Below are 23,209 nucleotides of genomic sequence, written 5' to 3'. Positions count from 1 at the left end.
TCCGGGGCACGGGCGATGCGCCCCGTGCCCAGGCGCCGACGAGCGTGCCGGACGAGCAGCCGGTCCGGGCTCCTCGAACGAGTCGGGGAACCCGGACCTCGTGCGCATCAGGTCGCCATGACGCGCTGGTGGAGGTTCTGCACCGCGTACCGCGCCGACCAGAAGGCACCGTGCTGCCACGCGGAGATCTCGGACATCCAGTCCCCCGCGAAGTACGTGTTGCCGGTTCCTTGCTGGAGCTGCTTGAACCGCGGTGACCCGGTGTTCGGGTACGCCCAGGCGCCCTCGATGTACGGCACCTTGTGCCAGGCGATCGAGAACGAGCTCTCCAGCTCCGTGCGGTACTTCTCGCCGTGGATCTTGACGCCCTGCTCGACGGCGCGCATCTGTCGCTGCCTGGGGGTCATGTCGGCATAGGCCCGCGCATTCGCCCCCGTGTTGTAGTACCCGACGACGAGACCCTTCTTCTCGCCGTACCCGTACGACGGATACCAGACGTGGGCCAGGTCCATATCCGTCTCGGTGATCCCGCCGAAGATGCGGTGGTCGTCCTCCCAGAAGCGGGACCGGTACTGCAGCCCGATCTTGCCCGCAGGGGAGCCGACCGCGAACTCGCCCAGCGCGGCGTCGATGTCGGGCCCCCAATTGGTGGCCCAGCGACGCATGAGGCCCGCAGGAGCGGACACGATCGCGAAGTCCGCCTCGATCTGCCGCGCCTCGCCGTTCGCCGCCGTGTAGGTGACCTTGACCCCGCTGCTCGTGTTCTCGACGCCGGTGACCGGTGAGTTGAAGAGCACGTTCTGCTTGCCGATGGCGCGCACGAAGTACTCGTAGGTCGTGTCCATGCCGCCCTTGGGCTGGAACATGAGCATCGACTGCTCCCAGTTGATCTCGAACGGGAAGTACTGCCCCACCTTCGAGGCGAGCACCTCCGAGACCGTGCCCGGTCCGGGCAGCGGCGTGCCGTGCTCGTTCCACGCCGTCGGGTAGACCGAGTACCCGCGGTTGCTCCCGCCCTGGTACTTCCCGTCGGCCGTCAGCGACCCCCAGCTGCGCAGGAAGGACCGCAAGTTCTCCTTGTCCGCGGCGGTCAGCCTCTGGTCGAGCGCGCCCTGGTCGGCCGCCATGCTGAGCAGCTCCGAGGTGTACCCGAACACGTCGGCCTTGGCCGTGCGGTAGCGGACCGGGTTGCCCGGGGTCGCGCCCGAGCGCTCGTTGTAGAGGTAGGCATCGGCGTTCGCATTGGTGAAGACCTCGTACGGCACACCCAGCTCACGCAGGTAGTCCATGGTGACCATCCACTGCGCGATGCGCCCGGCACCCGCGTTCATGTAGAGGCCGTCGGCGAAGCGCGCGGTCTGGGTGACGCCGTTGACGTCCGTCTCGGAGTCTCCGCCGCGGATCGTGAGGGTGCGACCGCCGGCCCGGTGGCGAGCCTCGAGCACCGTGACCTTGTAGCCGGCCTTCTGCAGCTCGTACGCCGACGCCAGGCCGGCGGGACCGGCTCCGACGACGACGACCTTCTTGGCCGAGCGCCCGGTCAGCGAGAAGTCGCTGCCCTGGGGAGGGGTCCAGGACTCGTTCCGCGGCTGCGCCGCAGCCGTCGGAGCCAGCCCGACGGCGCCCATCGTCGCGAACATGACGCCGGCGCTCGAACCCACGCCGACCGCCTGGAAGAAGCTTCGGCGTGAGACGCCGGAGGAGTCGTTCTCTGAGACCACGATGCCCTACCTCTCGTCTTGTCGGTCTGACGGACGGGGTCCACGGCCGCACGCGCCGGGTGCCGCCGCCAGCACCGTGCGTGACGCTAGGCGCCGTACGTTCCCAGGACGGTTCTCCAGCGTTTCCTGACAGTTGCGGGTAGTAACAAGTCTGTTTCGCGAGGTTCCGGTCGGATGCCATCTGCATGCGGATCGGGTGATACGAGGCATCAGTCCGACTTCAGCCCGAACCTCCGCGTTCATCGCGCCGAAACGGCACCTCACTACGGTCCTCGTCATCCGGTACCCGCCGGACCGAACACGTGCCAGGCGCCCCCGCGCGCTGCACCGCCACCGGAGGTCCTCATGAAGAACAGCGTCCAGGTCATCGCCGCGGTCGTCGTGACCGCAGCCGTCGCCGTCCCGGGCACCGCCTACGCGAAGGGCAAGCTCTTCGAGCCCGCGCCCACCGAGGCCGTCTCGTTCATCACGGGCGACACGGCCTCGATCGCCGACGGCGTCGCGATCGGCAAGAACGTCTCCTGGTACAAGTCCTCGGGACTCGGTCCGTCGGCGATGAACACGGCCCCCGGCGTGTCGGCCGAGGCACGGTACATCCCGATCGACGTCTTCCCGGGCGGACAGCTGCCCGCCGGGGTCACACTCACCGAGGCCCAGGGCATCAACGCCCTCATGCGCATCGGTGAGAACCTCACGAAGGCCGGGCTGTCCTATGAGGACGTCGTCTCGATGCGGGTCTTCCTGCAGAACCCCGAGGGCGAGGCGAAGATGGACTTCGCGGGGTGGAACCGCGCGTACCGTCAGTTCTTCGCCAACACGAACCTCGCGACCGGCGCGACGCTCGACGTCCAGCTCGGCTCCGTGACGACTCAGCCGATGGTCGTCAACGAGGCGCGTCCCTCGCGCTTCGCGCTCGAGATCGAGAACCTGCCGGTCAACGGGTGGCTCGTCGAGGTCGAGGTGGACGCCGTCTACCCGGGGACGGACCACAAGCACTCGAAGTGAGGGCGGGCGCCGCGGCTCGCGCGGGCTGACCGGCCGCCGGCCATGTCCCCCGGTCGGCGGGCACGAACTGACGAGCACGTCCCTCAGTGAGGGCCCACGTCAGACGTTGAAACCCAGCGCGCGCAGCTGGTCCTTGCCGTCCTGCGTGATCTTCTCGGGGCCCCACGGCGGCATCCAGACCCAGTTGACCCGGAAGCCGTCGATCAGCCCGTCGAGGGACTGCGCCGTCTGGTCCTCGATGACATCGGTCAGCGGGCAGGCCGCGGACGTGAGCGTCATGTCGATGACCGCGTGGTTGTTCTGGTCGACCTGGATGCCGTAGACGAGGCCGAGGTCGACGACGTTGATCCCGAGCTCGGGGTCGATGACGTCGCGCATGGCCTCCTCGACGTCGGCCGCGGTCGGCGGGGTCGGCGCCGCGGAGGCGGCGGGGGTCTCGGTCGTCATCGGTTCTCCTGAGGTGACTGAGGGGACGTGGTCTGGTCGAGCGCGGGCTGCTGGGTGGAGTGGGCGTCCGTGAGGACCCCCGACGTCGCCAGGGTGTCACGCAGCGCGGCCCAGCCGAGCAGCGCGCACTTGATGCGGGCCGGGAACTGTGCGACCCCGGTGAAGGCCGTGGCGTCGCCGAGCTGGTCCTCGAGGTCGTCGTCGAGGCCCTTGCCGCGCGACTGCATGAGCTGGCGGAAGACGTCGCCGAGGTGCTCGGACTCCGCGACGGGTGCCCCGGTGACGAGGTCCGTGAGCACCGACAGGGAAGCCTGCGAGATGCTGCAGCCCTGCCCCTCCCAGCTCACGCTCGAGATGGTCGGGGACTGCGGGTCGGCGGTGTCGAACTCGACGCGCATCGTGACCTCGTCGCCGCACGTGGGGTTGATCTGGTGCGACTCACCGTGCAGGTGCCCCTCCGAGAGTTCCACGAAGCCTCGCCCGTGGGGGGACTTCGCGTGGTCGAGGATGACCTGCTGGTACATCTGCTCCAACGAGCTGCTCATGGCGGGGGTCGTGCTCCTTCGGTACATCCTGCGTGGCCGTGGGGACCGCGCGAGCAAGTGAGGGACGTGCGGGTTCTCAGTCCACTGAGAAGAACGCCCGGACCCCCGCCAAACCTTCCCGGAACGCCGTGACGTCCTCGGACGTCGTGTACACCGAGGCCGAGGCGCGTGCCGTGGCGGCGATCCCGAACCGGCGGTGCAGGGGCTGGGCGCAGTGGTGACCGACCCGCACCGCGATGCCGGCGGCGTCGAGCACCTGGCCCACGTCGTGCGCGTGGACGCCCTCGACGACGAACGAGACGACCGCGAGGCGGTCCTCCGGTGTGGCCGGGCCGATGATCCGCACGCCCGGGACGTCGGCGATCTTGAGGAGCTCGACCGCGAGGTCGTGCTCGTGGGCGGCGACGTTCTCCATGCCCAGCTCGTCGAGGTACTGCGCGGCGACGCCGAGGCCGACGATCTGCGCGACGGCCTGCGTGCCGGCCTCGAAGCGCTGCGGCGGCGGCATGTACGTGGCCTCGGTCATGGTGACGACCTCGATCATGGACCCGCCGGTCGTGACCGGGGGCAGCGCCTCGAGCAGCTCACGGCGCCCGTAGAGCGCCCCGATCCCCGTGGGGCCGAGCATCTTGTGCCCCGAGAACGCCGCGAAGTCGACGTCGAGGGCGTGCAGGTCCACGGGCAGGTGCGGCACGGACTGGCACGCGTCGAGGAACGTGAGCGCCCCGACCTCCTTGGCCCGTGCCACGATCGGCGCGACTGGCGTGATCGCTCCGGTCACGTTCGAGGCGTGCGTGAACGCGACGACGCGCGTGCGCTCGGTGATGACCGAGTCCGCCTCGTCGACGCGGATGCGCCCGTCGTCGTCGACGCCGAACCAGCGCAGCACGGCGCCCGTGCGCGCGGCGAGCTCCTGCCACGGCACGAGGTTGGCGTGGTGCTCGGCCTCGGTCAGGACGATCTCGTCGCCCGGGGCCAGGGCGAAGCGGCGGGCCGCCTCTCCCCCACGACCGATCGTCGCGTTGGACAGCGCGTACGTGACGAGGTTGATCGCGGCCGTGGCCCCGGACGTCCAGACGATCTCGTCGGCGTCGGCCCCCACGAAGCGGGCCACCGCGGACCGGGCGTCCTCGAACGCCTCGGTCGCCTCCTCCGCGAGCTGGTGCGCGCCGCGGTGCACCGCGGCGTTGCGCTCCTCGTAGAAGTCGACCTCGGTGTCGAGCACGACCTGCGGCTTCTGCGACGTGGCGCCCGAGTCGAGGTAGACGAGCGGACGTCCACCCCGCACCGTGCGGGCGAGCAGCGGGAAGTCGGCTCGCACGGCGGCGAGCTCGGTGGCGCTCAGCCCGGCCCGCACGGTGTCGGTGGTGGTCATCGGAAGTCTCCTCAAGGTGTCAGGTGCCCGCCGAGATCTGGCGGGCGGGTGGCCGGCGGACCGGCCACCCGCAGGCCCAGGTCAGGCCGTGGCCGCGCCCGTCGTCAGGAAGCGGTCGTAGCCCTCGTTCTCGAGACGGTCGGCGAGCTCGGGGCCGCCCTCCTCGGCGATGCGGCCGTCGACGAACACGTGCACGAAGTCCGGCTTGATGTAGCGCAGGATGCGCGTGTAGTGCGTGATGAGCAGCACGCCGACGTCCGTGGACTCCTTGGCGCGGTTGACGCCCTCGGAGACGATGCGCAGCGCGTCGACGTCGAGGCCCGAGTCGGTCTCGTCGAGGATCGCGATGCTCGGCTTGAGGAGCTCCATCTGCAGGATCTCGTGGCGCTTCTTCTCACCACCGGAGAAGCCCTCGTTGACCGAGCGCTCCGCGAAGGACGAGTCCATGCGCAGGTTCTCCATGGCGCCCTTGACGTCCTTGACCCACGTGCGCAGCGCGGGGGCCTCGCCGTCGATCGCGGTCTTGGCGGTGCGCAGGAAGTTCGAGACGGACACGCCGGGGACCTCGACCGGGTACTGCATGGCGAGGAACATGCCCGCACGGGCACGCTCGTCGACCGTCATCGCGAGGACGTCCTCGCCGTCGAGCGTCACGGTACCGCTCGTGATCGTGTACTTGGGGTGGCCGGCGATCGAGTAGGCGAGGGTCGACTTGCCCGAGCCGTTGGGGCCCATGATCGCGTGGGTCTCGCCCGCGTTGATGGTCAGGTCGACGCCGCGCAGGATCGGCTTCGGCCCTTCCTTGGTCTCGACGCTGACGTGCAGGTCGCGGATCTCCAGAGTGGACATGTGGTGTTCTCCAGTATTCGAGAAAGTTCAGGGGGTCAGGACGGGGAGACGGTCTGGTCGATGTCGACGAGCACGCGCTCGCCGTCGATCGTGACCGGGTAGACGGGCACGGGGCGCATCGCGGGCAGCGCGGTGGGCATGCCGGTCCGCAGGTCGAACTGCGAGCCGTGCAGCCAGCACTCGATGAAGCAGCCCTCGACCTCGCCGTCGGACAGCGAGACCGCGCCGTGGGAGCAGATGTCCGAGATGGCGTGCCAGTTCCCGTCGCCGTCGCGGACGACCGCGACCTCGACAGGGCCGCTCTCGCCCTCGAGCTCCACACGCAGCGCCTCCTCGGGCGCCACGTCGTCGGTCATGCAAGCAAGCTGTGCAGTCATGCGGGTCGGGTCACCGGCCTTCGATGACGCTCATCGACTTGGCGAGCTCGGCCTCGATCGAGGTGAGCAGGCGCTCCTCGACCGAGGGGACGCCGATCTCCTGGATGAGCTCGGCGAAGAACCCGCGGACCACGAGGCGACGCGCGTCGGCCTCGGGGATGCCGCGCGCCTGCAGGTAGAAGAGCTGCTCGTCGTCGAAGCGACCGGTGGCCGAGGCGTGCCCGGCTCCCTCGATGAGGCCCGTCTCGATCTCGAGGTTCGGCACCGAGTCCGCGCGCGCGCCGTCCGACAGGACGAGGTTGCGGTTGAGCTCGTAGGTGTCGGTGCCCTCGGCCTCGGTACGGATCAGCACGTCGCCGACCCAGACCGTGTGCGCGCCCTCGCCCTGCAGCGCGCCCTTGTAGGTGACGCGCGACTTGCAGCTCGGCACGGCGTGGTCGACGAAGAGGCGGTGCTCCTGGTGCTGGTCGGCGTCCGCGAAGTACAGGCCGACCATCTCGACCTCGCCACCGGTACCGGTGAACTCGGCGTCCGGGGTCACGCGGACGACGTCTCCGCCGAAGGTCACGACGACGTGCTTGAGCTTGGCGTCGCGGCCGATGCGAGCGCGGTGCGAGCTCGCGTGCACGGCGCCCGCGCTCCAGTCCTGCACGGAGACGACCGTGAGGTGCGCGCCGTCCTCGACGACGATCTCGACGGTCTCGGTGAGCGTCGCGGAACCCACGTGGTCGATGACCACGACGGACTCGCTGTGGCGCTCGGCCTGGATCAGCAGGTGCGTCGCGGTGGGCTCGTCGGACAGTCCTTCGATACGCACGGACGTGACGTCGCTGGCCACGGCCTCGGCCGGGATCGTGACGACGGTCGCCTCGTCGAACGCGTTCCACGCGGTCACGGCGGTGCGGTCGCCCGGGACGCCCGCGCGGCCGAGGCGCTCGTCGTCACGGCCGACGATCGCGACGTTGACCTCGGGGGCCTCGACCACGGTCGTGCGCACGCCGGCGCTGCCGAGCTGGGTCGAGAACAGCGGGGCGAGGCGCTTGACCGGGGAGAAGCGCCACTCCTCCTCGCGGCCCGTGGGCTCGGTGATGACGGCCGGGTCGAACGAGGTGATGCGCTCGGCGCGGGAGCCCTGCGGCGTGCCGCCGACCCCGTGCGAGTGAGCGCCGTCCTGGACGGCCTGGGAGTGGTCCGTGCTCAGGCCGACCGGCTCGGTCTGTGTGGTGCTCGCAGTAGTAGTCATTTAGCCGACGGACCCTTCCATCTGCAGTTCGATGAGGCGGTTGAGCTCGAGCGCGTACTCCATGGGCAGCTCACGGGCGATGGGCTCGACGAACCCGCGCACGATCATGGCCATGGCCTCGGTCTCCGCCATGCCTCGGGACATGAGGTAGAACAGCTGGTCCTCGCTCACGCGCGACACGGTCGCCTCGTGACCCATCGACACGTCGTCCTCGCGGACGTCGACGTACGGGTAGGTGTCGGACCGGGAGATCTGGTCGACGAGCAGCGCGTCGCACAGAACGGTGGAGGCGGAGTGCTCCGCTCCCTCGAGGACCTGGACGAGACCGCGGTAGGACGTGCGCCCACCGCCGCGCGCCACGGACTTCGAGACGATCGAGGAGGACGTGTGGGGGGCGGCGTGCACCATCTTGGCGCCCGCGTCCTGGTGCTGGCCCTCGCCCGCGAACGCGATCGACAGCGTCTCGCCCTTGGCGTGCTCGCCGAGCAGGTAGATCGCGGGGTACTTCATGGTGACCTTGGAGCCGATGTTGCCGTCGACCCACTCCATCGTCGCGCCCTCGGCGGCCGTCGCACGCTTGGTGACGAGGTTGTACACGTTGTTCGACCAGTTCTGGATGGTCGTGTAACGCACGCGGGCGTTCTTCTTGACGATGATCTCGACGACCGCGGAGTGCAGCGAGTCGCTCGAGTAGATCGGGGCGGTGCAGCCCTCGACGTAGTGCACGTACGAGCCCTCGTCCGCGATGATCAGCGTGCGCTCGAACTGGCCCATGTTCTCCGTGTTGATGCGGAAGTAGGCCTGGAGCGGGATCTCGACGTGGACGCCCGGGGGGACGTAGACGAACGAGCCGCCGGACCACACGGACGAGTTGAGCGCGGCGAACTTGTTGTCACCCGAGGGGATGACGGTGCCGAAGTACTCCTGGAAGAGCTCGGGGTGCTCGCGCAGCGCGGTGTCGGTGTCGAGGAAGATGACGCCCTGCTTCTCGAGCTCCTCGTTGATCTGGTGGTAGACCACCTCGGACTCGTACTGGGCCGCGACGCCGGCGACGAGGCGCTGCTTCTCCGCCTCGGGGATGCCGAGCTTGTCGTAGGTCTCCTTGATGTCCTCGGGCAGGTCGTCCCACGAGGTCGCCTGCTTCTCGGTGGACCGCACGAAGTACTTGATGTTGTCGAAGTCGATGCCCGACAGGTCGCTGCCCCAGTTGGGCATGGGCTTCTTGTCGAACAGGCGCAGGGCCTTGAGGCGGTAGTTCAGCATCCACTCGGGCTCGCTCTTGAGCGCGGAGATGTTGCGCACGACCGCCTCGGAGAGGCCACGCTGCGCCGTCGCGCCGGCGTCGTCCTTGTCGTGCCAGCCGTAGCCGTAGGAGCCGATCGAGGCGATGATCTCCTCGTCGGACTGGCCGGTGCTCTGGGACACGCCGGCGGTGTCCTGGGTGGGAGCGCTCATGTCATTCCTTCCACGTTCCGTCGACGACGGAGGGGGGCGGTGGGGCGGTGGTCGATGAACCTGTCGGTTCGGGGTGTCGTGCTGGGGGGTGCGCCGGGGCGCGCGGTCCGCGCGCGGTGGCACGGCGTCCGGTGGTCTGGTACCCGACGGCGTCGCTCGCCTCGGGGGCGCGGGTCACCCCGGGGAGCACGGGGACGTTGGTCGTGCAGGCGTGCCCGCCGCCCGCGAGGGTCGCGAGCCGCTGGACGTGCGAGCCGAGGAGCTGGGAGAAGACCTGGGCCTCGGCGTCGCAGAGCTGGGGGAACTCCTCGGCGACGTGCTGGACCGGGCAGTGCCCCTGGCAGAGCTGGACGGTCGCGGTCCCGGCGACGGGGCGCACGCTCGCCGCGAACCCGTCCTCCGCGAGGACCGTGGCGAGCTGCTCGGCACGGCCCGCGACGTCGTCGGCCGTGATGCGGCTCGCGTAGCGGTCGGTGAGCTCCTCGAGGCGGCGGTGCGCGAACTCCTCGACCGCGTCCTCCCCGGCGACGTCCCGCAGGTAGCGCAGCGCCTGGGTCGCGAGGTCGGGGTAGGCGCCCGAGAGCTCGGACTGGCCGCGGTTCGTCGCGACGTAGTGGCGGGCAGGACGCCCGCGCATCCCGGTGCCCGCGCCCGACTCGTGGACGGTGATCTGACCGTCGGTCTCGAGCTGGGCGAGGTGGCGGCGGACGCCTGCGGGCGTGAGGCCGAGGTCGGTCGCGAGCGAGGCAGCGCTCACGGGACCGTCGGAGACGATGAGCGCGAGGACGCGCTCGCGCGTGGTGCCGTCGCCGTCGACTGGGGCGTGCGTGTCGTTCGGGCCCTGGAGGGCGAGGGGTCCTGCGGGCGGCACGGCGCGGGAGGTACGTGCGTCGTCGCTCATTCCTCACCTCCACGTCGTCGGCCTGCTGGGTTCCTTCCGCCTGGCCCACGGGCGCGCAAAGATCCCGGGAGGCGTCGTCGATATAGGTAACAGTCTCATGCGCTAATTGTTCCGACGCAAGCAAGGCGTACCTCACAGCCACCCCCAGCCGGCTCCCCTACAATCGCCACCGTGCCCGACTCCCCCGCCGTCGTCCTCCAGGACGTGGTCAAGCGTTATGACGGCCGGGCGGTCGTCGACCACCTGAGCCTGACCGCCTCCCGAGGCGCCGTGACCGCCGTCCTCGGCCCCAACGGGGCCGGCAAGACCACCACGATCGAGTGCTGCGAAGGCCTGCGCGCCCCCGACGAGGGCAGCGTGCGGGTCCTCGGCCTCGACCCCCTGCTGAACGCGCGCGACCTGCGCCCGCGCGTCGGGGTCATGCTCCAGGACGGCGGGCTGCCCACGGGCGTGCGCGCGCTGGAGATGCTGCACCACGTCGCGTCGATGTACGCGAACCCTCGCGACGTGGCGGAGATCACGGAACGCCTGGGGCTCGCGAGCTTCGCCCGGACGACGGTCCGGCGCCTGTCGGGCGGTCAACGTCAACGCCTCGCGCTCGCCGCGGCGATCGTGGGCCGGCCCGAGGTCGTGTTCCTCGACGAGCCGAGCGCGGGCATGGACCCCCAGAGCCGCCACGCGGTGTGGGAGCTCGTGCGCGAGCTGCGCGCGGACGGCGTCGGGATCGTCCTGACGACGCACCTCATGGACGAGGCCGAGGACCTCGCGGACCACGTGTACATCGTGGACCACGGGCAGGTCATCGCCTCGGGCGCGACCGCCGAGCTCCTGCACGCGGGCCCGTCCGCGGACGGGAACCGCACGCTGCGCCTGGAGGCCCGCGAGGGCCTGGACACCGGTGCGCTCCGCAAGCGGGTCGAGTCCGGCCCGACGACGTCGCCCGCCTCGGCGTGGACCGTCACCGAGACGCAGCCCGGCTCGTACAGCGTGACCGGGCCGGTCGACCCGTCGACCGTCGCCGTCGTGACCGCGTGGCTCGCGGACGAGGGAGCGCTCGCCTCGCGCCTGACGATCGGCCGCCGCACCCTCGAGGACGTGTTCCTCGACCTGACAGGACGAGAGCTCCGATGACCGACCAGACGACGGCCGGCCCGGTCGCCTCGGACCCCGCCGCGCCGGCCGCGACAGACGGAGCCGCCCCCGCGTGGCGCCGGGTCGCGTCGCAGACGGCGTTCGAGACGCGCATGATCCTGCGCAACGGCGAGCAGCTGCTCGTGACGATCATCCTGCCCGTGATGCTGCTCGTCGGGCTCGCTCGCACGTCCTTCATCGACCTCGACACGCAGGGGTACTCGCGCATCGACTTCGTGACCCCGGGCGTCCTGGCGCTGGCCGTCATGTCGACGGCGTTCACGTCGCAGGCCATCGCGACGGCGTTCGACCGTCGCAACGGCGTCCTGCGGCTGCTGTCCACGACGCCGCTGGGCCGCGGAGGCCTGCTCGCGGGGAAGATCCTCGGGGTGCTCGCGGTCGAGGTGGTCCAGGTGGTCGTGCTCGGCGGGGTCGCGCTCGCCCTGGGCTGGTCCCCGGACCCGGCGGGGATCCTGCCCGCGCTGCTCGCGGTGCTGCTCGGCACCGCGGCGTTCACGAGCCTCGCACTCCTGCTCGCGGGGACGCTGCGCGCCGAGGGCGTGCTCGCGGTCGCGAACCTGCTGCTCGTCCTGCTGACCGTCGCGGGCGGCGTGCTCGTCCCTGCGGCCCAGCTCCCCGGGGCGCTCGAGCAGGTCGCGCTGCTGCTGCCGTCGGGCGCGCTCGGCGAGGCCATGCGGGGAGCGCTGCTCCTCGGCGAGGTGCCCGCGTTCTCGGTGGTCGTGCTGCTCGGCTGGACCGCGGCCCTCGGGTGGGGAGCGGGCAAGCTGTTCCGCTGGCACTGAGGGTCTGCCGGCACCGAGGGCCCGCCGGCCCCAGGTCGCCTCAGGCGCCGGGCCAGGCCCCCGCGGCCTCTGCCGCCGTGGCGGGCAGGCGCAGCCACTCCAGCACGGCGGTCCACGCCTTCTCGTCGATCGTCGTGCCAGTGCACTCGAAGGACAGGACGGTGCTGGTCCGCATCGCCACCCCGGAGTAGCTCGTGAACGTCCTCGCCCGGACGAGGACCCTGCTCCGGACCGGCGACCCTGCGCGGTCGACGGTCCACTCCTGGGTCGCGACGTTGGTCCCCTTCCGTGGCTCGGTCCGCTCCTCCCCGAGCACGAGGGACTCGGACTCGGCGGACACGTTCTTCGCTCCCCGCTCTGCGGCGAGGACGTCCCGGAGCACCGCGAACGACGCGTCCCGTGCGGCGCCCGGGACGTCGTCCGTCGGGCCGTCGGTCGGAGCCGCGGTCGTGGTGGTGGACAGGGCGCACCTCCCGTTCGAGCTCAGGACGGTCCACCCGTCACGGGCCTGGAACCTGTGGGACACCGAGAACCCCTGGGGCTGGAGCACCATGAGCGGGGTGTAGGTGTCGACCAGCACCCGGCGCAGCTCCTCGGGGTCCGGCACGTGCTCGTCGGGGCCGTCCGCAGGTCCTGTCACCACGGGCGGTTCCTGGGTGCCGTCCCCTGCTCCGTCCACGGCGGTCGAGGTCGGGCTCGGCGTCGGGTCCGACGGCGCGCTCGTCCCTCCACCGTCCGTCGCGTGCGCTGCGCTCGGGCCCGGCTGCGCCTGGTCCCCTGACGTACAGCCTGCGAGGACGCCCAGGGTCAGGGTCACCGCCAGCAGGCGGCCGGGCCGAGCGACGACGGACGGACGGCGAGCAACCATGCGAACCCCCTGGACGGTCGAGAAAAAGTCTCGTCAGAGTATCGGTCGTGTCAAGAACTCGCCTGCTCGACGCTCGCCTCTCGGAGCCTGCCCGCTCGCTCTCCCGCGGCCCCGCGCCCGATCCGGGCCAACATCACACCCGGACGCCGCGCCCGGATGGCGGGCGCCGCTCCGCGCGCGGCTACCTTTGGACGGTGAGCAGCGCAGAACTCGCCCCCGTACCCACCTCCCCCGCCTGGTACGCGAAGGTCGACCGCTTCCGCCGCTGGACCCGACCGGTCCTCGTCGCGAACCTCGTCGGCCAGATCGGCATCATCGTGACCGGGGGCGCGGTGCGTCTGACGGGCTCGGGGCTCGGCTGCTCGACGTGGCCGCTGTGCGAGCCCGGGAGCTTCACGCCCGAGTTCCACTCCGCGATGTCGATCCACCCGATCATCGAGTTCGGCAACCGCACGCTCACGAGCGTGCTGGGGATCATCGCGGTCGCGCTCCTGCTGCTCGTGTGGACGGACGCCTCGCGCTCGTCCTCGTACCGGCGACTCGGCTGGGCGCCGCTCGGTGGTGTCGCGGCGCAGGCCGTGATCGGCGGCATCACGGTGCTGCTGCACCTGCACCCCGCGGTCGTCGGGTTCCACTTCCTCGTCTCGGCCGCGCTCGTGTGGGTCTCGGCGTACCTGCTCTACCGCCACGGCGAGGGCGACAAGGCGCCGGTGGCCGTCGTCGACGCGGGCACCCGTGTCGTGGGTCGCGTGCTCGCGGCCGTCTCGGTGCCGCTCCTCGTCCTGGGGGTCCTGGCCACGGGCTCGGGCCCGCACGGGGGCGACGACGAGGTCGCGTACCGCTTCGCCCTCGACCCGGCGCTCGTCAGCAAGCTCCACGCGGCCTCGGTGTGGCTCTTCCTGATCGTGCTCGTCGTGCTCGCGGTGCGGGTCCTCCGACAGGCCGACGCGCCCGCCCGTGCCCGCAAGGCCGTCGTGGTGCTGGTCGCCGTGACGCTCCTGCAGGGCCTGATCGGCTACGTGCAGTACTTCACGGGCCTGCCGGAGATCCTGGTCGCGGCGCACATGCTGGGCGCCGGCCTGCTCATCACGTCGCTCACCTGGACGCTGCTCTCGTTCCGCGTCCGCGACTGATCGCTCCGGGCGCCGCACGGCGTTCCAGAAGGGCCACCGTCCCCTCGGGACGGTGGCCCTTCTGCGTCCAGGGAGCCGCCGGGGGCCCCGGCGGCGACAGCGACGTGACAGCGCCCTGACACCGCCGTGACAGGCACCTCCCGGAGGCTGGGTCCATCAGCCACCAGGAGGAATCCATGACCCACGAATGGGCGGTCGAGGCACACGGCCTCGTCAAGACGTTCGGCGACAACCGGGCGGTCGACGGCGTCGACCTGAGCATCCGCACCGGCTCGGTGTACGGCGTGCTCGGCCCGAACGGCGCCGGCAAGACCACCACCATCAGCATGCTCGCGACGCTCCTGCGCCCCGACGCGGGCGAGGCCCGGGTCTTCGGGCACGACGTCGTCCGCGAGTCCCAGGTCGTGCGCCAGCTCATAGGCGTCACGGGCCAGTACGCCTCGGTCGACGAGACGCTGAGCGCGACCGAGAACCTCGTGATCTTCTCGCGCCTGCTCGGACTGGGTCGGGCCGAGGCTCGACGCAAGGCCGCCGAGCTCCTCGAGACGTTCGGCCTGACCGAGGCGGCCACGCGCCCCCTGAAGAACTTCTCGGGCGGCATGCGCCGTCGCCTGGACCTCGCGGCGAGCCTCATCGCGCAGCCGCCGCTGATCTTCCTCGACGAGCCCACGACGGGCCTCGACCCTCGCACCCGCGCGCAGATGTGGGACACGATCCGCGAGCTCGTCGCGACGGGTTCGACGGTCGTGCTCACGACGCAGTACCTGGACGAGGCGGACCAGCTCGCGGACCGGATCGCGGTCATCGACCGGGGCCGCGTGGTCGCGGAGGGCACGGCCGACGAGCTCAAGGACGCGGTGGGCAACCAGTCGCTCCAGCTCGGGCTCGTCGCGGCCGCGGACCTGGGGTCGGCGCTCGACATCGTGACGACGTTCGGCGTGCCCGCGACCACGTCCCCCGAGGCCCGGCGCATCACGGTCCCGGTGACGGGCCCCGACGAGGTCACGGACCTCCTGGTCCGGCTGCGCGAGGCCCGCATCGCGGTCGACTCGATCAGCATGGACAAGCCGAGCCTCGACGAGGTGTTCCTGACCCTCACGGGCCACGGCGTCGCGGCCGACGTCGAGGACGACAGCCCGGGCACGGCTGCCGCCGGCGACGTCGCCCACGCCACCACCAGCACGCGAGAGGAAGCCCTGCGATGACCACGACCCTCACCGCTCCCCGTCAGCAGATCCAGGCCGGCTCCGACCGCAGCCTGTCCAACCGCACGAGCGCCGGCCAGACGGTCCGCCACACGGTCACCATGGCGTACCGCGGGCTCCTCAAGATCCGCCGGACGCCCGAGCAGCTCGTCGACGTGACGGTCCAGCCGATCCTGTTCACGCTCATGTTCACGTACATCTTCGGCGGCGCGATCGCGGGCGACGTCGTGAGCTACCTGCCGACCATCATCCCGGGCATCCTCGTGCAGACCGTCATCACGACGTCGGTCGTCACGGGCGTCCAGCTCCGCGAGGACATGGACAAGGGCGTGTTCGACCGCTTCCGCTCGCTGCCGATCGCGCGCATCGCGCCGTTGTCGGGCGCGCTGCTCGCGGACACCGTCCGGTACGGCATCGCGACGACGCTCACGTTCGCGATGGGCTACGCCATGGGCTACCGCCCGGCGGGCGGCCTGGGTTCGGTCGTCCTGGCCGGCCTGCTCGTGATCGTGTGCTCGTGGGCCGTGAGCTGGATCTTCGCGTTCTTCGGCGTGATCGCCCGGACGGCGTCGAGCGTCCAGGGGATCTCGATGATCATCCTGTTCCCGCTCACGTTCCTGTCGAACGCGTTCGTCCAGCCCGACACCATGCCGGGCTGGCTCCAGGGCTTCGTGAACCTCAACCCGGTCTCGCACCTGGTCACCGCGGTGCGCGAGCTGACGAACGACGGGGTGCTCGGTGCGGACGCCGTGATCTCGCTCGTCGGGGCGGCGGTCATCGTCGCGGTCTTCGCCCCGCTCACGGTGCGGGCGTACATGCGCAAGGCCTGAGCGTCGCGATCGACCACGGGCGGGCGGTGCCCCGGCGGATCCTGCCGGGGCACCGCCCGCCCGTCATGCCGTGGGCCGGGTCCAGGGTGCGGTGCGCAGGATCTTGATGACCCGGTCGGGCAGGTCGTCGTGCCCCAGCTGCCCGACGGCGTCGCGCACCTCGTCCACGTGCGCGTCACCGTGCAGGGTGCGCGCCCAGGCGACGTGCGCGGGCGTGCGGAGCGAGGGAACGTCCTGGCGTGCTCCCATGCGGCGCGCGAGCTCGAGGAGGGTGAGCCCGTCGTCGACCCGGTCGAGGCCCGGGGAGGCCCACAGGTACGCCCCGAGGGCGAGCGCGGCCGTGCCGAGGACGGGGTAGTCGACCATGCCGGGCGCGGCGCGATGACCGGCGATCATCCGCACCCGCAGCTCGCGGGCCAGGCGCTCGGCCTGGGCCGAGGGCAACGCGTCCGGCTCCCACGGCCCGGTCGTCCCGGGCGCGGGCAGCAGCAGGGTCGACAGCCAGCCGGCCGCGAACATCGTGTACCAGGGCGAGCGCCGCGCGGCCCCGCTCCCGACCGCCGCGTTGGCGGCCTCGAGCTCGGCCAGGGCGCGCGCGTGGTCACCGCGGGCGACGGCGATCTCGGCCAGCCCGGCGTGCCCGATCGAGCGCAGCTCGTGCGCGGTCCCCCCGATCCCGGAGGGCACGGGGTCGTCGTCGGTCTCGACGAGCGACGTGAACAGCGGCTCTGCCTCCGCGACGCGCCCGACGAGCGCGAGGTTGGTCGCCTCGAGCCAGTCGAGCTGGCGCAGGTCCTCGTCGGCGTGCAGCCTGCCGAGCCCCTCGCGGGCCGTGTCCACCCACTCGAGCGCCCGCGCGGCGTCGCCCTGCTCGCTCGCGAGCTGGGCGAGGAAGAGCGCCGACGTCGCGGCTCCCCACGTGTCCTGGGTGCGCGTCGCGAACCCGTGCGCGACCGTGACCTGGGCGATCGCCTCGTCGAGGCGTCCGTTGTTCTCCGAGAGCTGCGCGCTGAGCAGATGAGCCACGAGCGCGACGAACGGGTCGTCGGACGTGTGGAGCTCGGCGAGCCGCGGCCCCATGCCGAGCGGGTCGCCCGCGTCGGCCAGGAGGTCGGTGAGCGCGGCCGCGCGCGAGCCGATGTCGGCGTCGCGGTGCAGGCGCCGCAGCCTCGCCGCGGCCCGGACCCCGGTGGCCGGGTCCCCGTTGGGCGTCGAGGCGGTGAGCAGGAACAGCACGATGCCCGCCTCGCGCGTGAGCTGCTCGACGGGGACGTCCGGTATGCCCCGCACGAGCCTGCCCTGCCAGCCCGCGACGACGCGCAGCACGTCGCGGCCGAGCCCGACGACCTCGGTGTGCGCACCGCGCAGGGACCAGTGCAGGCCGAGCGCGTGGAAGACGGGCAGGACCACGTCGGCGCGGTCGGCCGCGAGCGCCGTGCGCAGCACGTGCAGGAGGTTCTCCTGCTCGACGCGCAGGGCGAGCATCGCGGGGACCTGCCTGGTCCCTTCGAGGCGGGCGACCTCGCGACGTGCGAGGTCGACCGCCCATCGGTAGGTCGCTTCCTGGGCGGTCTCGCGCTCACCGGCCTCGTCGAGCGCGAGCGCGCCGAACTCACGCACGGTCTCGAGCATGCGGTAGCGCGCGGTGCGGCACAGAGGTTCGTCGGTCACGGTCAGGAGGGACTGGTTGACGAGCGCCTCGACGTCGTCGAGCCCGACGGCGGAGGCCGCCTGGGCCGTCTGCACGCCGAACCCGTCGGGCAGCAGGGACAGGCGGCGCAGCAGCTCCTGCTGGGGTGCGGTGAGGAGGTTCCAGCTCCAGTCGATGACGGCGTGCAGGGTCCGGTGGCGCGCGGGGGCGCTGCGGTCGCCCGTGGTGAGCAGCGCGAAGCGGGCGTCGAGGCGGCGCTCGATCTCCTGGACGGACAGCGTGCGCACGCGCGCCGCAGCGAGCTCGATCGCGAGCGGCAGGCCGTCGAGGTGCGCGCAGAGCCGTTCGACGACGTCGTCGGGCAGGTCGGTGCCGGGGCGGGCCGCGAGCGCCCGGGCGCGGAAGAGCTCGACGGCGGGCCCTGCCCCGCCGCCCACGACGCCGGTCGTCGCGAGCGGTTCGAGAGGGTGCACCTGCTCGCCGCCGACCTGCAGGGGTGACCGGCTGGTCGTGAGGATCGTGAGCCCGGGGGCCACGGCGAGGAGCTCGGCGGCCCACGCGGCGGCCTCGTCCACGACGTGCTCGCAGTTGTCGAGCACGAGCAGGGTCTCGGTCTCCCCGAGGCGGTCCGCGACGAGCTCGTGGACCTCGGTGCGCGCGACCTGGTCCCCGAGCCGCAGGCCGCGCGTGTCACGGATCTCCAGGGCGGACGTGAGGGCCAGGCCGATGTCCTGGCCCGTGCGCACGCTGGCGAGCTCGACGACGGCCACGAGCGGGGTCGTCGCGCCCGCGCGGCGCGCGACCTCCTGGACGGCCCGGGTCTTGCCCATCCCGCCCGGCCCGAGCACCGTGACGAGCCGGGAGCGCGCGAGCAGGCCGAGGATCGTGACGACGTCGGCCTCGCGCCCGACCAGGGCGTTGGGCGCCGCACGCAGACCGAGCACCGTGCCGCGGCGTGGTGGGCGGGACGACGGCGCGAGGGCTGCGGTGCCGTCGGTGCTGCCGCTGCCGGCGGCGACGGGAGCGGTGGCGGTGGTCGTGGCGGTGCCCTGCAGGATGCCCGTGTTGAGCGCGACCAGGTCGGCACGCGGGTCGGCGCCCAGCTCGTCGGCGAGCCGGGTGCGCAGCGCCCCGAAGGTGCGCAGCGCGTCGGCGGAGCGGCCGGCGCCCACGTAGGCGCGCAGGAGCGCGAGGTGCGCGTCCTCGTCGAGCGGTGCCCGCTCGACCGCTCGCTCGGCCCACCCGACGGCGTCCTGGTGGTCGCCCGCGGCGAGGAGGGCGTCGAGGAGGGCCTGCTCTGCCTCGGCGCGGCGGCGCTCGGCCGTCGCGACGAGATCCTCACCGACCGGGCTGCCGACCAGGTCGAGCAGGTCGTCGCCGGGTTCGCCCCGCCACAGGTCGAGCGCCGCGCGTGCGGACGCGACGGCCCCGAGGGCGTCTCCCGCCGCGAGCGCGACCGCGGCCTCACGGGTGCGCTCGCGAGCGACGTCGAGGTCGCTCTCGGTGAGCAGCACGTAGCCGCCGGGGGCCGAGACGAGCGCCCCCTCGGCCAGCACGGCGCGCGTGCGGGAGACGAGGCTCTGGAGCGCCGCACGAGGGTCGGCCGGCTGCTCGTCGGGCCAGAGGTCCGTGATCAGCGCCGAGGCGCTCACGGTCCGACCCTGCGCGAGCACGAGCGCGACGACCAGGGCTCTCGCGCGAGCGCTGGAGGGAGCGACGAGGGCCCCGTGGCGCCCTTCGACGACTACCGGCCCGAGGACGAGAGCGCGAGGGCGCGGAACCGACGAGGACACCCGCCACACTCTAGTGCGCGCGGGCCGCGCACCCTGGCGGTGACGCCGGGGCCCGACGGAGCGCGACGCCGTCGGGCACGGGTCCGTCCGCGTCAGGCGACCGGCGTCCCCGCGGCGAGCGCCTCGCGGTCCTGGTCGTCGACCGGGCGCAGCACGCGGCACGGCGAGCCGACCGCGAGCACGCGCGGCGGGACGTCGCGCGTCACGACGCTGCCGGCGCCGATGACCGAGCCCGCGCCGATCGTGACCCCGGGCAGGACGACGACGTTCGACCCGATCCAGACGTCGTCCTCGATGCGCACGGGCAGCGAGAACTGGGACCCGCCGCGACGGGCCTCGGGCGAGAGGGGGTGACCGGCCGTGGCGATCGTGACGTGCGGGGCGAACAGGACCCGGTCACCGACGTGGATGTCGGCGTCGTCGACGAGGACCAGGTCGAAGTTGGCGTAGACGTGGTCCCCGAGGTGCACGTGCGACCCGTAGGACACGCTGAGCGGCGGCTCGATCCACACACCCTCGCCGATCGACCCGAACAGCTCGCCCAGGATGGCGGCACGCTCGGCGACCTGGCCCGGTCGTGAGTGGTTGAAGTCGTAGGCGAGCTCCTTGCCCGCGACGCGCTCGGCCTCGAGCTGCTCGAGGCCGTCGCCGAAGTCCACGTAGGGCTCGCCCGTGTTCATGCGTGCTCGGACGGAGCGGTACTGCTCGGTGGTCATCGTGGTCTCCTGGTCGTTCGGTGGGCGTCGCACGCTACCGGTCGGCAGGGTGCGGTCACGCATAGGATCGTCGGGTGGCGAGGGACGGGGTGTACGCGAAGGGGCGGCTCAAGCGCGAGGAGATCCTCGACGTCGCGCTCGAGGTCTTCGCCGACGAGGGGTACCGCGGCACGAGCCTGCGGACCATCGCGGCGCGCTGCGGGCTCACGGTCGCGGGGGTCATGCACTACTTCGACTCGCGCGAGGACCTGCTGACCCAGGTGATCGTGCGACGGGACCAGACCGGTCGGCCCCTGCACCACGACGCTCCCCGCACGCTCGCCGAGAACGTCCGGGGCAACGCCGAGCGCCCCGGCCTCGTCGAGCTGTTCGTGTCCCTCACGGCCGCGGCCCGCGACCGTGAGCACCCGGCGCACGAGGTCCTGGCCCAGCGGTACGCGGGTCTGCGGGCCACGCTGCGCGACGACGTCGTCGCCCGGCAGGAGGCCGGCGAGCTGCCCGGGCGCCTCGACCCCGACGCTCTCGCCCGTCTGATCCTGGCGACCGCCGACGGAGCGCAGCTCCAGTGGATGGTCGACGACGAAGCGAGCCTCGAGGGCCCGCTCGACACGCTGCTGTACGACGTGCTCGGCCTGGCGCGGCCCTAGTCCACGGCCGCGCCGGGGGTTCTGGCGGCGTCCCTCCACCCTCTCGCTCCTTCGCGCCGGACCATTTACCTATCAGTGTATGGTTTTCTCGGACCGCCCGCGGACGCCCCCCGGCCCACCGCCCCGGACCTCCGCCCCCGCGCCACCGTCGTCGTCTCGAAGGGACACCCCATGTCCGACCGCCTCCCCTACCAGGACCCCACTCTCCCGGTGCCCTCCCGCGTGGCCGACCTCGTCGGCCGCATGACGCTCGCGGAGAAGGTCGGACAGATGATGCAGCTCAACGCGGCCGACGGCGTCGAGCGGCTCGTGACCGAGATCCACGTCGGCTCGATCCTGCACACCTGCCCCGAGAACGTCCTGCGCGCACACGAGCTGGCGTCCGCGACCCGCCTCGGGATCCCCCTGCTCATCGCCGAGGACGCCATCCACGGGCACTCGTTCTGGGAGGGGGCGACGATCTACCCGACCCAGCTCGGCATGGCAGCGACCTGGAGTCCCGGGCTGCTCGAGCAGGTCGCCCGGGCCACAGCGGTCGAGGTCGCCTCGACCGGCAACCACTGGACCTTCTCGCCCGTCCTGTGCATCACGCGCGACCTGCGCTGGGGCCGGGTCAGCGAGACGTTCGGCGAGGACCCGTTCCTCATCGGCGAGCTCGCGTCCGCGATGGTCCGCGGGTACCAGGGCGAGGGTCTGAGCGACCCGACGGCGATCCTCGCGACCGCCAAGCACTTCGCCGGGTACTCCGAGACCCAGGGTGGGCGCGACGCGAGCGAGGCCGACATCTCACGGCGCAAGCTGCGCTCCTGGTTCCTCCCGCCGTTCGAGCGCGTCGCGCGCGAGGGGTGCCGAACCTTCATGCTGGGCTACCAGTCGATGGACGGCGTCCCGATCACGGTCAACGACTGGCTCCTGAGCGAGGTGCTGCGCGGCGAGTGGGGCTACACCGGGACCCTCGTCACGGACTGGGACAACGTGGGACGCATGGTCTGGGAGCAGCACATCCAGCCCGACCACACCCACGCCGCGGCCGCGGCGGTCCGCGCGGGGAACGACATGGTCATGACGACCCCGCAGTTCTTCGAGGGAGCGCAGGACGCCGTCCGCCAGGGGCTGCTCGACGAGGTCGACCTCGACGCCGCCGTCGCACGCATCCTCACCCTGAAGTTCGAGCTCGGCCTGTTCGAGGACCCACGCCGCCCCGACCCGGCCCGGCAGGCCGAGGTCATCGGCTGCGCGCAGCACGCGGACCTCAACCTCGAGGTCGCGCGGCGCTCGCTCGTCCTGCTCGCCAACGACGGCACGCTGCCCCTCGACGGAGGGCATGTCGCCGGGCCGGACGGACGCGCGGCCCGCGCCGACGCCCCGGGGCGCCCCGTACGCCGGATCGCGGTCGTCGGGCCCAACGCGGACGACCCGGACACCCAGCTCGGCGACTGGGCCGGACGGTCCGGTCAGGCCGACTGGCTGCCCGACGGGCACCCGCGCGAGATGACCCAGACGGTGCTCGACGGGTTCCGCGACCACGTCCCCGCCGGGTGGACCGTCACGCACGCACGAGGTGCCGACATCCTGACGCTCGTCCCCGACCCGGACGGCGAGCTGTTCCCCGACGGGCAGCCCCGCCCCCAGGTCGTGCTGCCCGCCGCACCGGACGCCGACCTGATCGCCGAGGCCGTCGCGGCCGCGCACGACGCCGACTACGTCGTGGCAGTCGTCGGGGACCGGATCGAGCTCGTGGGCGAGGGACGGTCGACCGCGACGCTCGACCTCGTGGGCGCACAGGTCGCGCTCCTCGACGCGCTCGCCGCGACCGGGACCTCGCTGGTCGTCGTGGTGGTCGCGTCCAAGCCGCTCGTCCTGCCGCCCTCGGCACGCGACGCGGCCGCGATCGTGTGGGCCGCCAACCCCGGCATGCGCGGCGGGCGGGCGATCGCCGAGCTCGTGCTCGGTCTGGTCGAGCCGTCGGGCCGCCTGCCCCTGTCGTTCGCGGAGCACGTCGGGCAGCTTCCCGTGTACTACAACCAGCTCCCCGGCCAGCACGGGACCCGCTACGCCGACCTCACGCAGCGCCCGCCCTTCGCGTTCGGCGAGGGCCTGAGCTACACGACGCTCGAGTACTCGGCGCTGACCGTCCTCGACACCGCGCTGGGGCTCGACGACACCGTGCACGCGCAGGTCACGGTCACCAACACGGGCGCGCGGCCGGCCCGGGAGACCGTCCAGGTCTACGTGCGCGACACCGTGACGTCCGTGACGTGGGCCGAGAAGGAGCTCAAGGCGTACCGGCAGGTCGACCTCGCCCCGGGCGAGTCGCTCGTGGTCGACCTCGAGGTCGCCGTCGCGGACTGCACGCTCGTCGACGCCCAGGGTCGGCGCGTCGTCGAGCCCGGCGCGTTCGAGCTGCTCGTCGGACCGTCGTCGCGCGACGAGGCGCTGCTCGTGGCGGGCTTCACGGTCACGAGCTGAGGCGAGCACCCCGGGCGACCACCCCGGGGGTACGACGAAGGGCCC

General features: G+C 72.1%; 20 protein-coding genes. 8 read left to right on the top strand and 12 right to left on the bottom strand.

What is annotated here, in order from left to right:
* Positions 1 to 107: 107 nt before the first annotated feature.
* Entirely contained in the window at positions 108 to 1,721 is a 1,614-nt protein-coding gene (locus tag JOD48_RS09225; protein WP_204808680.1) for a flavin monoamine oxidase family protein, read from the bottom strand.
* Between the two features lie 345 nt (positions 1,722 to 2,066).
* Between JOD48_RS09225 and JOD48_RS09220 the strand changes: the two genes are divergently transcribed.
* Positions 2,067 to 2,726, top strand: coding sequence for a Rid family hydrolase (locus JOD48_RS09220; RefSeq protein ID WP_204808678.1), 660 nt, complete (start codon positions 2,067 to 2,069; stop codon positions 2,724 to 2,726).
* A 99-nt stretch (positions 2,727 to 2,825) separates the two neighbouring features.
* Here JOD48_RS09220 and JOD48_RS09215 read toward each other — a convergent pair whose 3' ends face one another.
* From JOD48_RS09215 to JOD48_RS09180, 8 genes are all read right to left on the bottom strand, one after another.
* Entirely contained in the window at positions 2,826 to 3,173 is a 348-nt protein-coding gene (locus tag JOD48_RS09215) for a metal-sulfur cluster assembly factor (RefSeq protein ID WP_056647167.1), read from the bottom strand.
* Complete coding sequence (gene sufU, locus JOD48_RS09210) at positions 3,170 to 3,718, bottom strand: Fe-S cluster assembly sulfur transfer protein SufU (protein WP_191791373.1); 549 nt, start codon at positions 3,716 to 3,718, stop codon at positions 3,170 to 3,172. Before sufU ends, JOD48_RS09215 begins: the two co-directional genes overlap by 4 nt.
* Positions 3,719 to 3,794: 76 nt before the next feature.
* A complete protein-coding gene (locus tag JOD48_RS09205) occupies positions 3,795 to 5,093 on the bottom strand; it encodes a cysteine desulfurase (RefSeq protein ID WP_191791374.1) in 1,299 nt (432 codons plus the stop codon).
* A gap of 81 nt (positions 5,094 to 5,174) precedes the next feature.
* Entirely contained in the window at positions 5,175 to 5,942 is a 768-nt protein-coding gene (gene sufC, locus JOD48_RS09200; protein WP_138824653.1) for a Fe-S cluster assembly ATPase SufC, read from the bottom strand.
* Between the two features lie 35 nt (positions 5,943 to 5,977).
* A complete protein-coding gene (locus JOD48_RS09195; RefSeq protein WP_030152220.1) occupies positions 5,978 to 6,319 on the bottom strand; it encodes a non-heme iron oxygenase ferredoxin subunit in 342 nt (113 codons plus the stop codon).
* Between the two features lie 10 nt (positions 6,320 to 6,329).
* Complete coding sequence (gene sufD / locus JOD48_RS09190) at positions 6,330 to 7,562, bottom strand: Fe-S cluster assembly protein SufD (RefSeq protein ID WP_204808676.1); 1,233 nt, start codon at positions 7,560 to 7,562, stop codon at positions 6,330 to 6,332.
* On the bottom strand, positions 7,563 to 9,017 hold the full coding sequence (sufB, locus tag JOD48_RS09185; RefSeq protein ID WP_191791376.1) for a Fe-S cluster assembly protein SufB: 1,455 nt from the start codon (positions 9,015 to 9,017) through the stop codon (positions 7,563 to 7,565). It abuts the gene before it with no gap.
* A 1-nt stretch (position 9,018) separates the two neighbouring features.
* On the bottom strand, positions 9,019 to 9,918 hold the full coding sequence (locus JOD48_RS09180; protein WP_204808675.1) for a helix-turn-helix transcriptional regulator: 900 nt from the start codon (positions 9,916 to 9,918) through the stop codon (positions 9,019 to 9,021).
* A gap of 171 nt (positions 9,919 to 10,089) precedes the next feature.
* On the opposite strand from JOD48_RS09180, the gene JOD48_RS09175 reads away from it, so the two are divergent.
* Positions 10,090 to 11,049 carry an ABC transporter ATP-binding protein gene (locus JOD48_RS09175; RefSeq protein WP_191791377.1) on the top strand — a complete coding sequence of 320 codons (960 nt, stop codon included), beginning with the start codon at positions 10,090 to 10,092 and terminating at the stop codon, positions 11,047 to 11,049.
* Entirely contained in the window at positions 11,046 to 11,852 is an 807-nt protein-coding gene (locus JOD48_RS09170) for an ABC transporter permease (protein WP_191791378.1), read from the top strand. Before JOD48_RS09175 ends, JOD48_RS09170 begins: the two co-directional genes overlap by 4 nt.
* A 40-nt stretch (positions 11,853 to 11,892) precedes the next feature.
* Here the strand turns inward: JOD48_RS09170 and JOD48_RS09165 are convergent, their stop codons facing one another.
* Entirely contained in the window at positions 11,893 to 12,720 is an 828-nt protein-coding gene (locus JOD48_RS09165; protein ID WP_204808673.1) for a hypothetical protein, read from the bottom strand.
* A gap of 194 nt (positions 12,721 to 12,914) precedes the next feature.
* On the opposite strand from JOD48_RS09165, the gene JOD48_RS09160 reads away from it, so the two are divergent.
* From JOD48_RS09160 to JOD48_RS09150, 3 genes are all read left to right on the top strand, one after another.
* A complete protein-coding gene (locus JOD48_RS09160) occupies positions 12,915 to 13,853 on the top strand; it encodes a COX15/CtaA family protein (RefSeq protein WP_204808671.1) in 939 nt (312 codons plus the stop codon).
* Positions 13,854 to 14,029: 176 nt separating this feature from the next.
* Complete coding sequence (locus tag JOD48_RS09155) at positions 14,030 to 15,058, top strand: ATP-binding cassette domain-containing protein (RefSeq protein WP_191791381.1); 1,029 nt, start codon at positions 14,030 to 14,032, stop codon at positions 15,056 to 15,058.
* Entirely contained in the window at positions 15,055 to 15,888 is an 834-nt protein-coding gene (locus tag JOD48_RS09150) for an ABC transporter permease (RefSeq protein WP_204808669.1), read from the top strand. Before JOD48_RS09155 ends, JOD48_RS09150 begins: the two co-directional genes overlap by 4 nt.
* A gap of 63 nt (positions 15,889 to 15,951) precedes the next feature.
* Here the strand turns inward: JOD48_RS09150 and JOD48_RS09145 are convergent, their stop codons facing one another.
* A complete protein-coding gene (locus JOD48_RS09145; RefSeq protein WP_204808667.1) occupies positions 15,952 to 19,332 on the bottom strand; it encodes an AfsR/SARP family transcriptional regulator in 3,381 nt (1,126 codons plus the stop codon).
* 92 nt (positions 19,333 to 19,424) lie between these two features.
* On the bottom strand, positions 19,425 to 20,048 hold the full coding sequence (locus JOD48_RS09140) for a sugar O-acetyltransferase (RefSeq protein ID WP_204808664.1): 624 nt from the start codon (positions 20,046 to 20,048) through the stop codon (positions 19,425 to 19,427).
* A gap of 74 nt (positions 20,049 to 20,122) precedes the next feature.
* Here JOD48_RS09140 and JOD48_RS09135 point away from each other — a divergent pair, with 74 nt between their 5' ends.
* Together JOD48_RS09135 and JOD48_RS09130 are read left to right on the top strand one after the other, a co-directional pair.
* A complete protein-coding gene (locus JOD48_RS09135) occupies positions 20,123 to 20,695 on the top strand; it encodes a TetR/AcrR family transcriptional regulator (RefSeq protein WP_191791385.1) in 573 nt (190 codons plus the stop codon).
* A 171-nt stretch (positions 20,696 to 20,866) separates the two neighbouring features.
* A complete protein-coding gene (locus tag JOD48_RS09130) occupies positions 20,867 to 23,164 on the top strand; it encodes an exo-beta-d-1,3/1,6-glucosidase (protein ID WP_204808663.1) in 2,298 nt (765 codons plus the stop codon).
* Positions 23,165 to 23,209: the final 45 nt, after the last annotated feature.

This window comes from Oerskovia paurometabola (assembly GCF_016907365.1).
Taxonomy (GTDB): domain Bacteria; phylum Actinomycetota; class Actinomycetes; order Actinomycetales; family Cellulomonadaceae; genus Oerskovia; species Oerskovia paurometabola.
The sequence above is the reverse complement of the archived record's forward strand: the minus strand, read 5'-3'. Positions and strand labels throughout refer to the sequence as shown.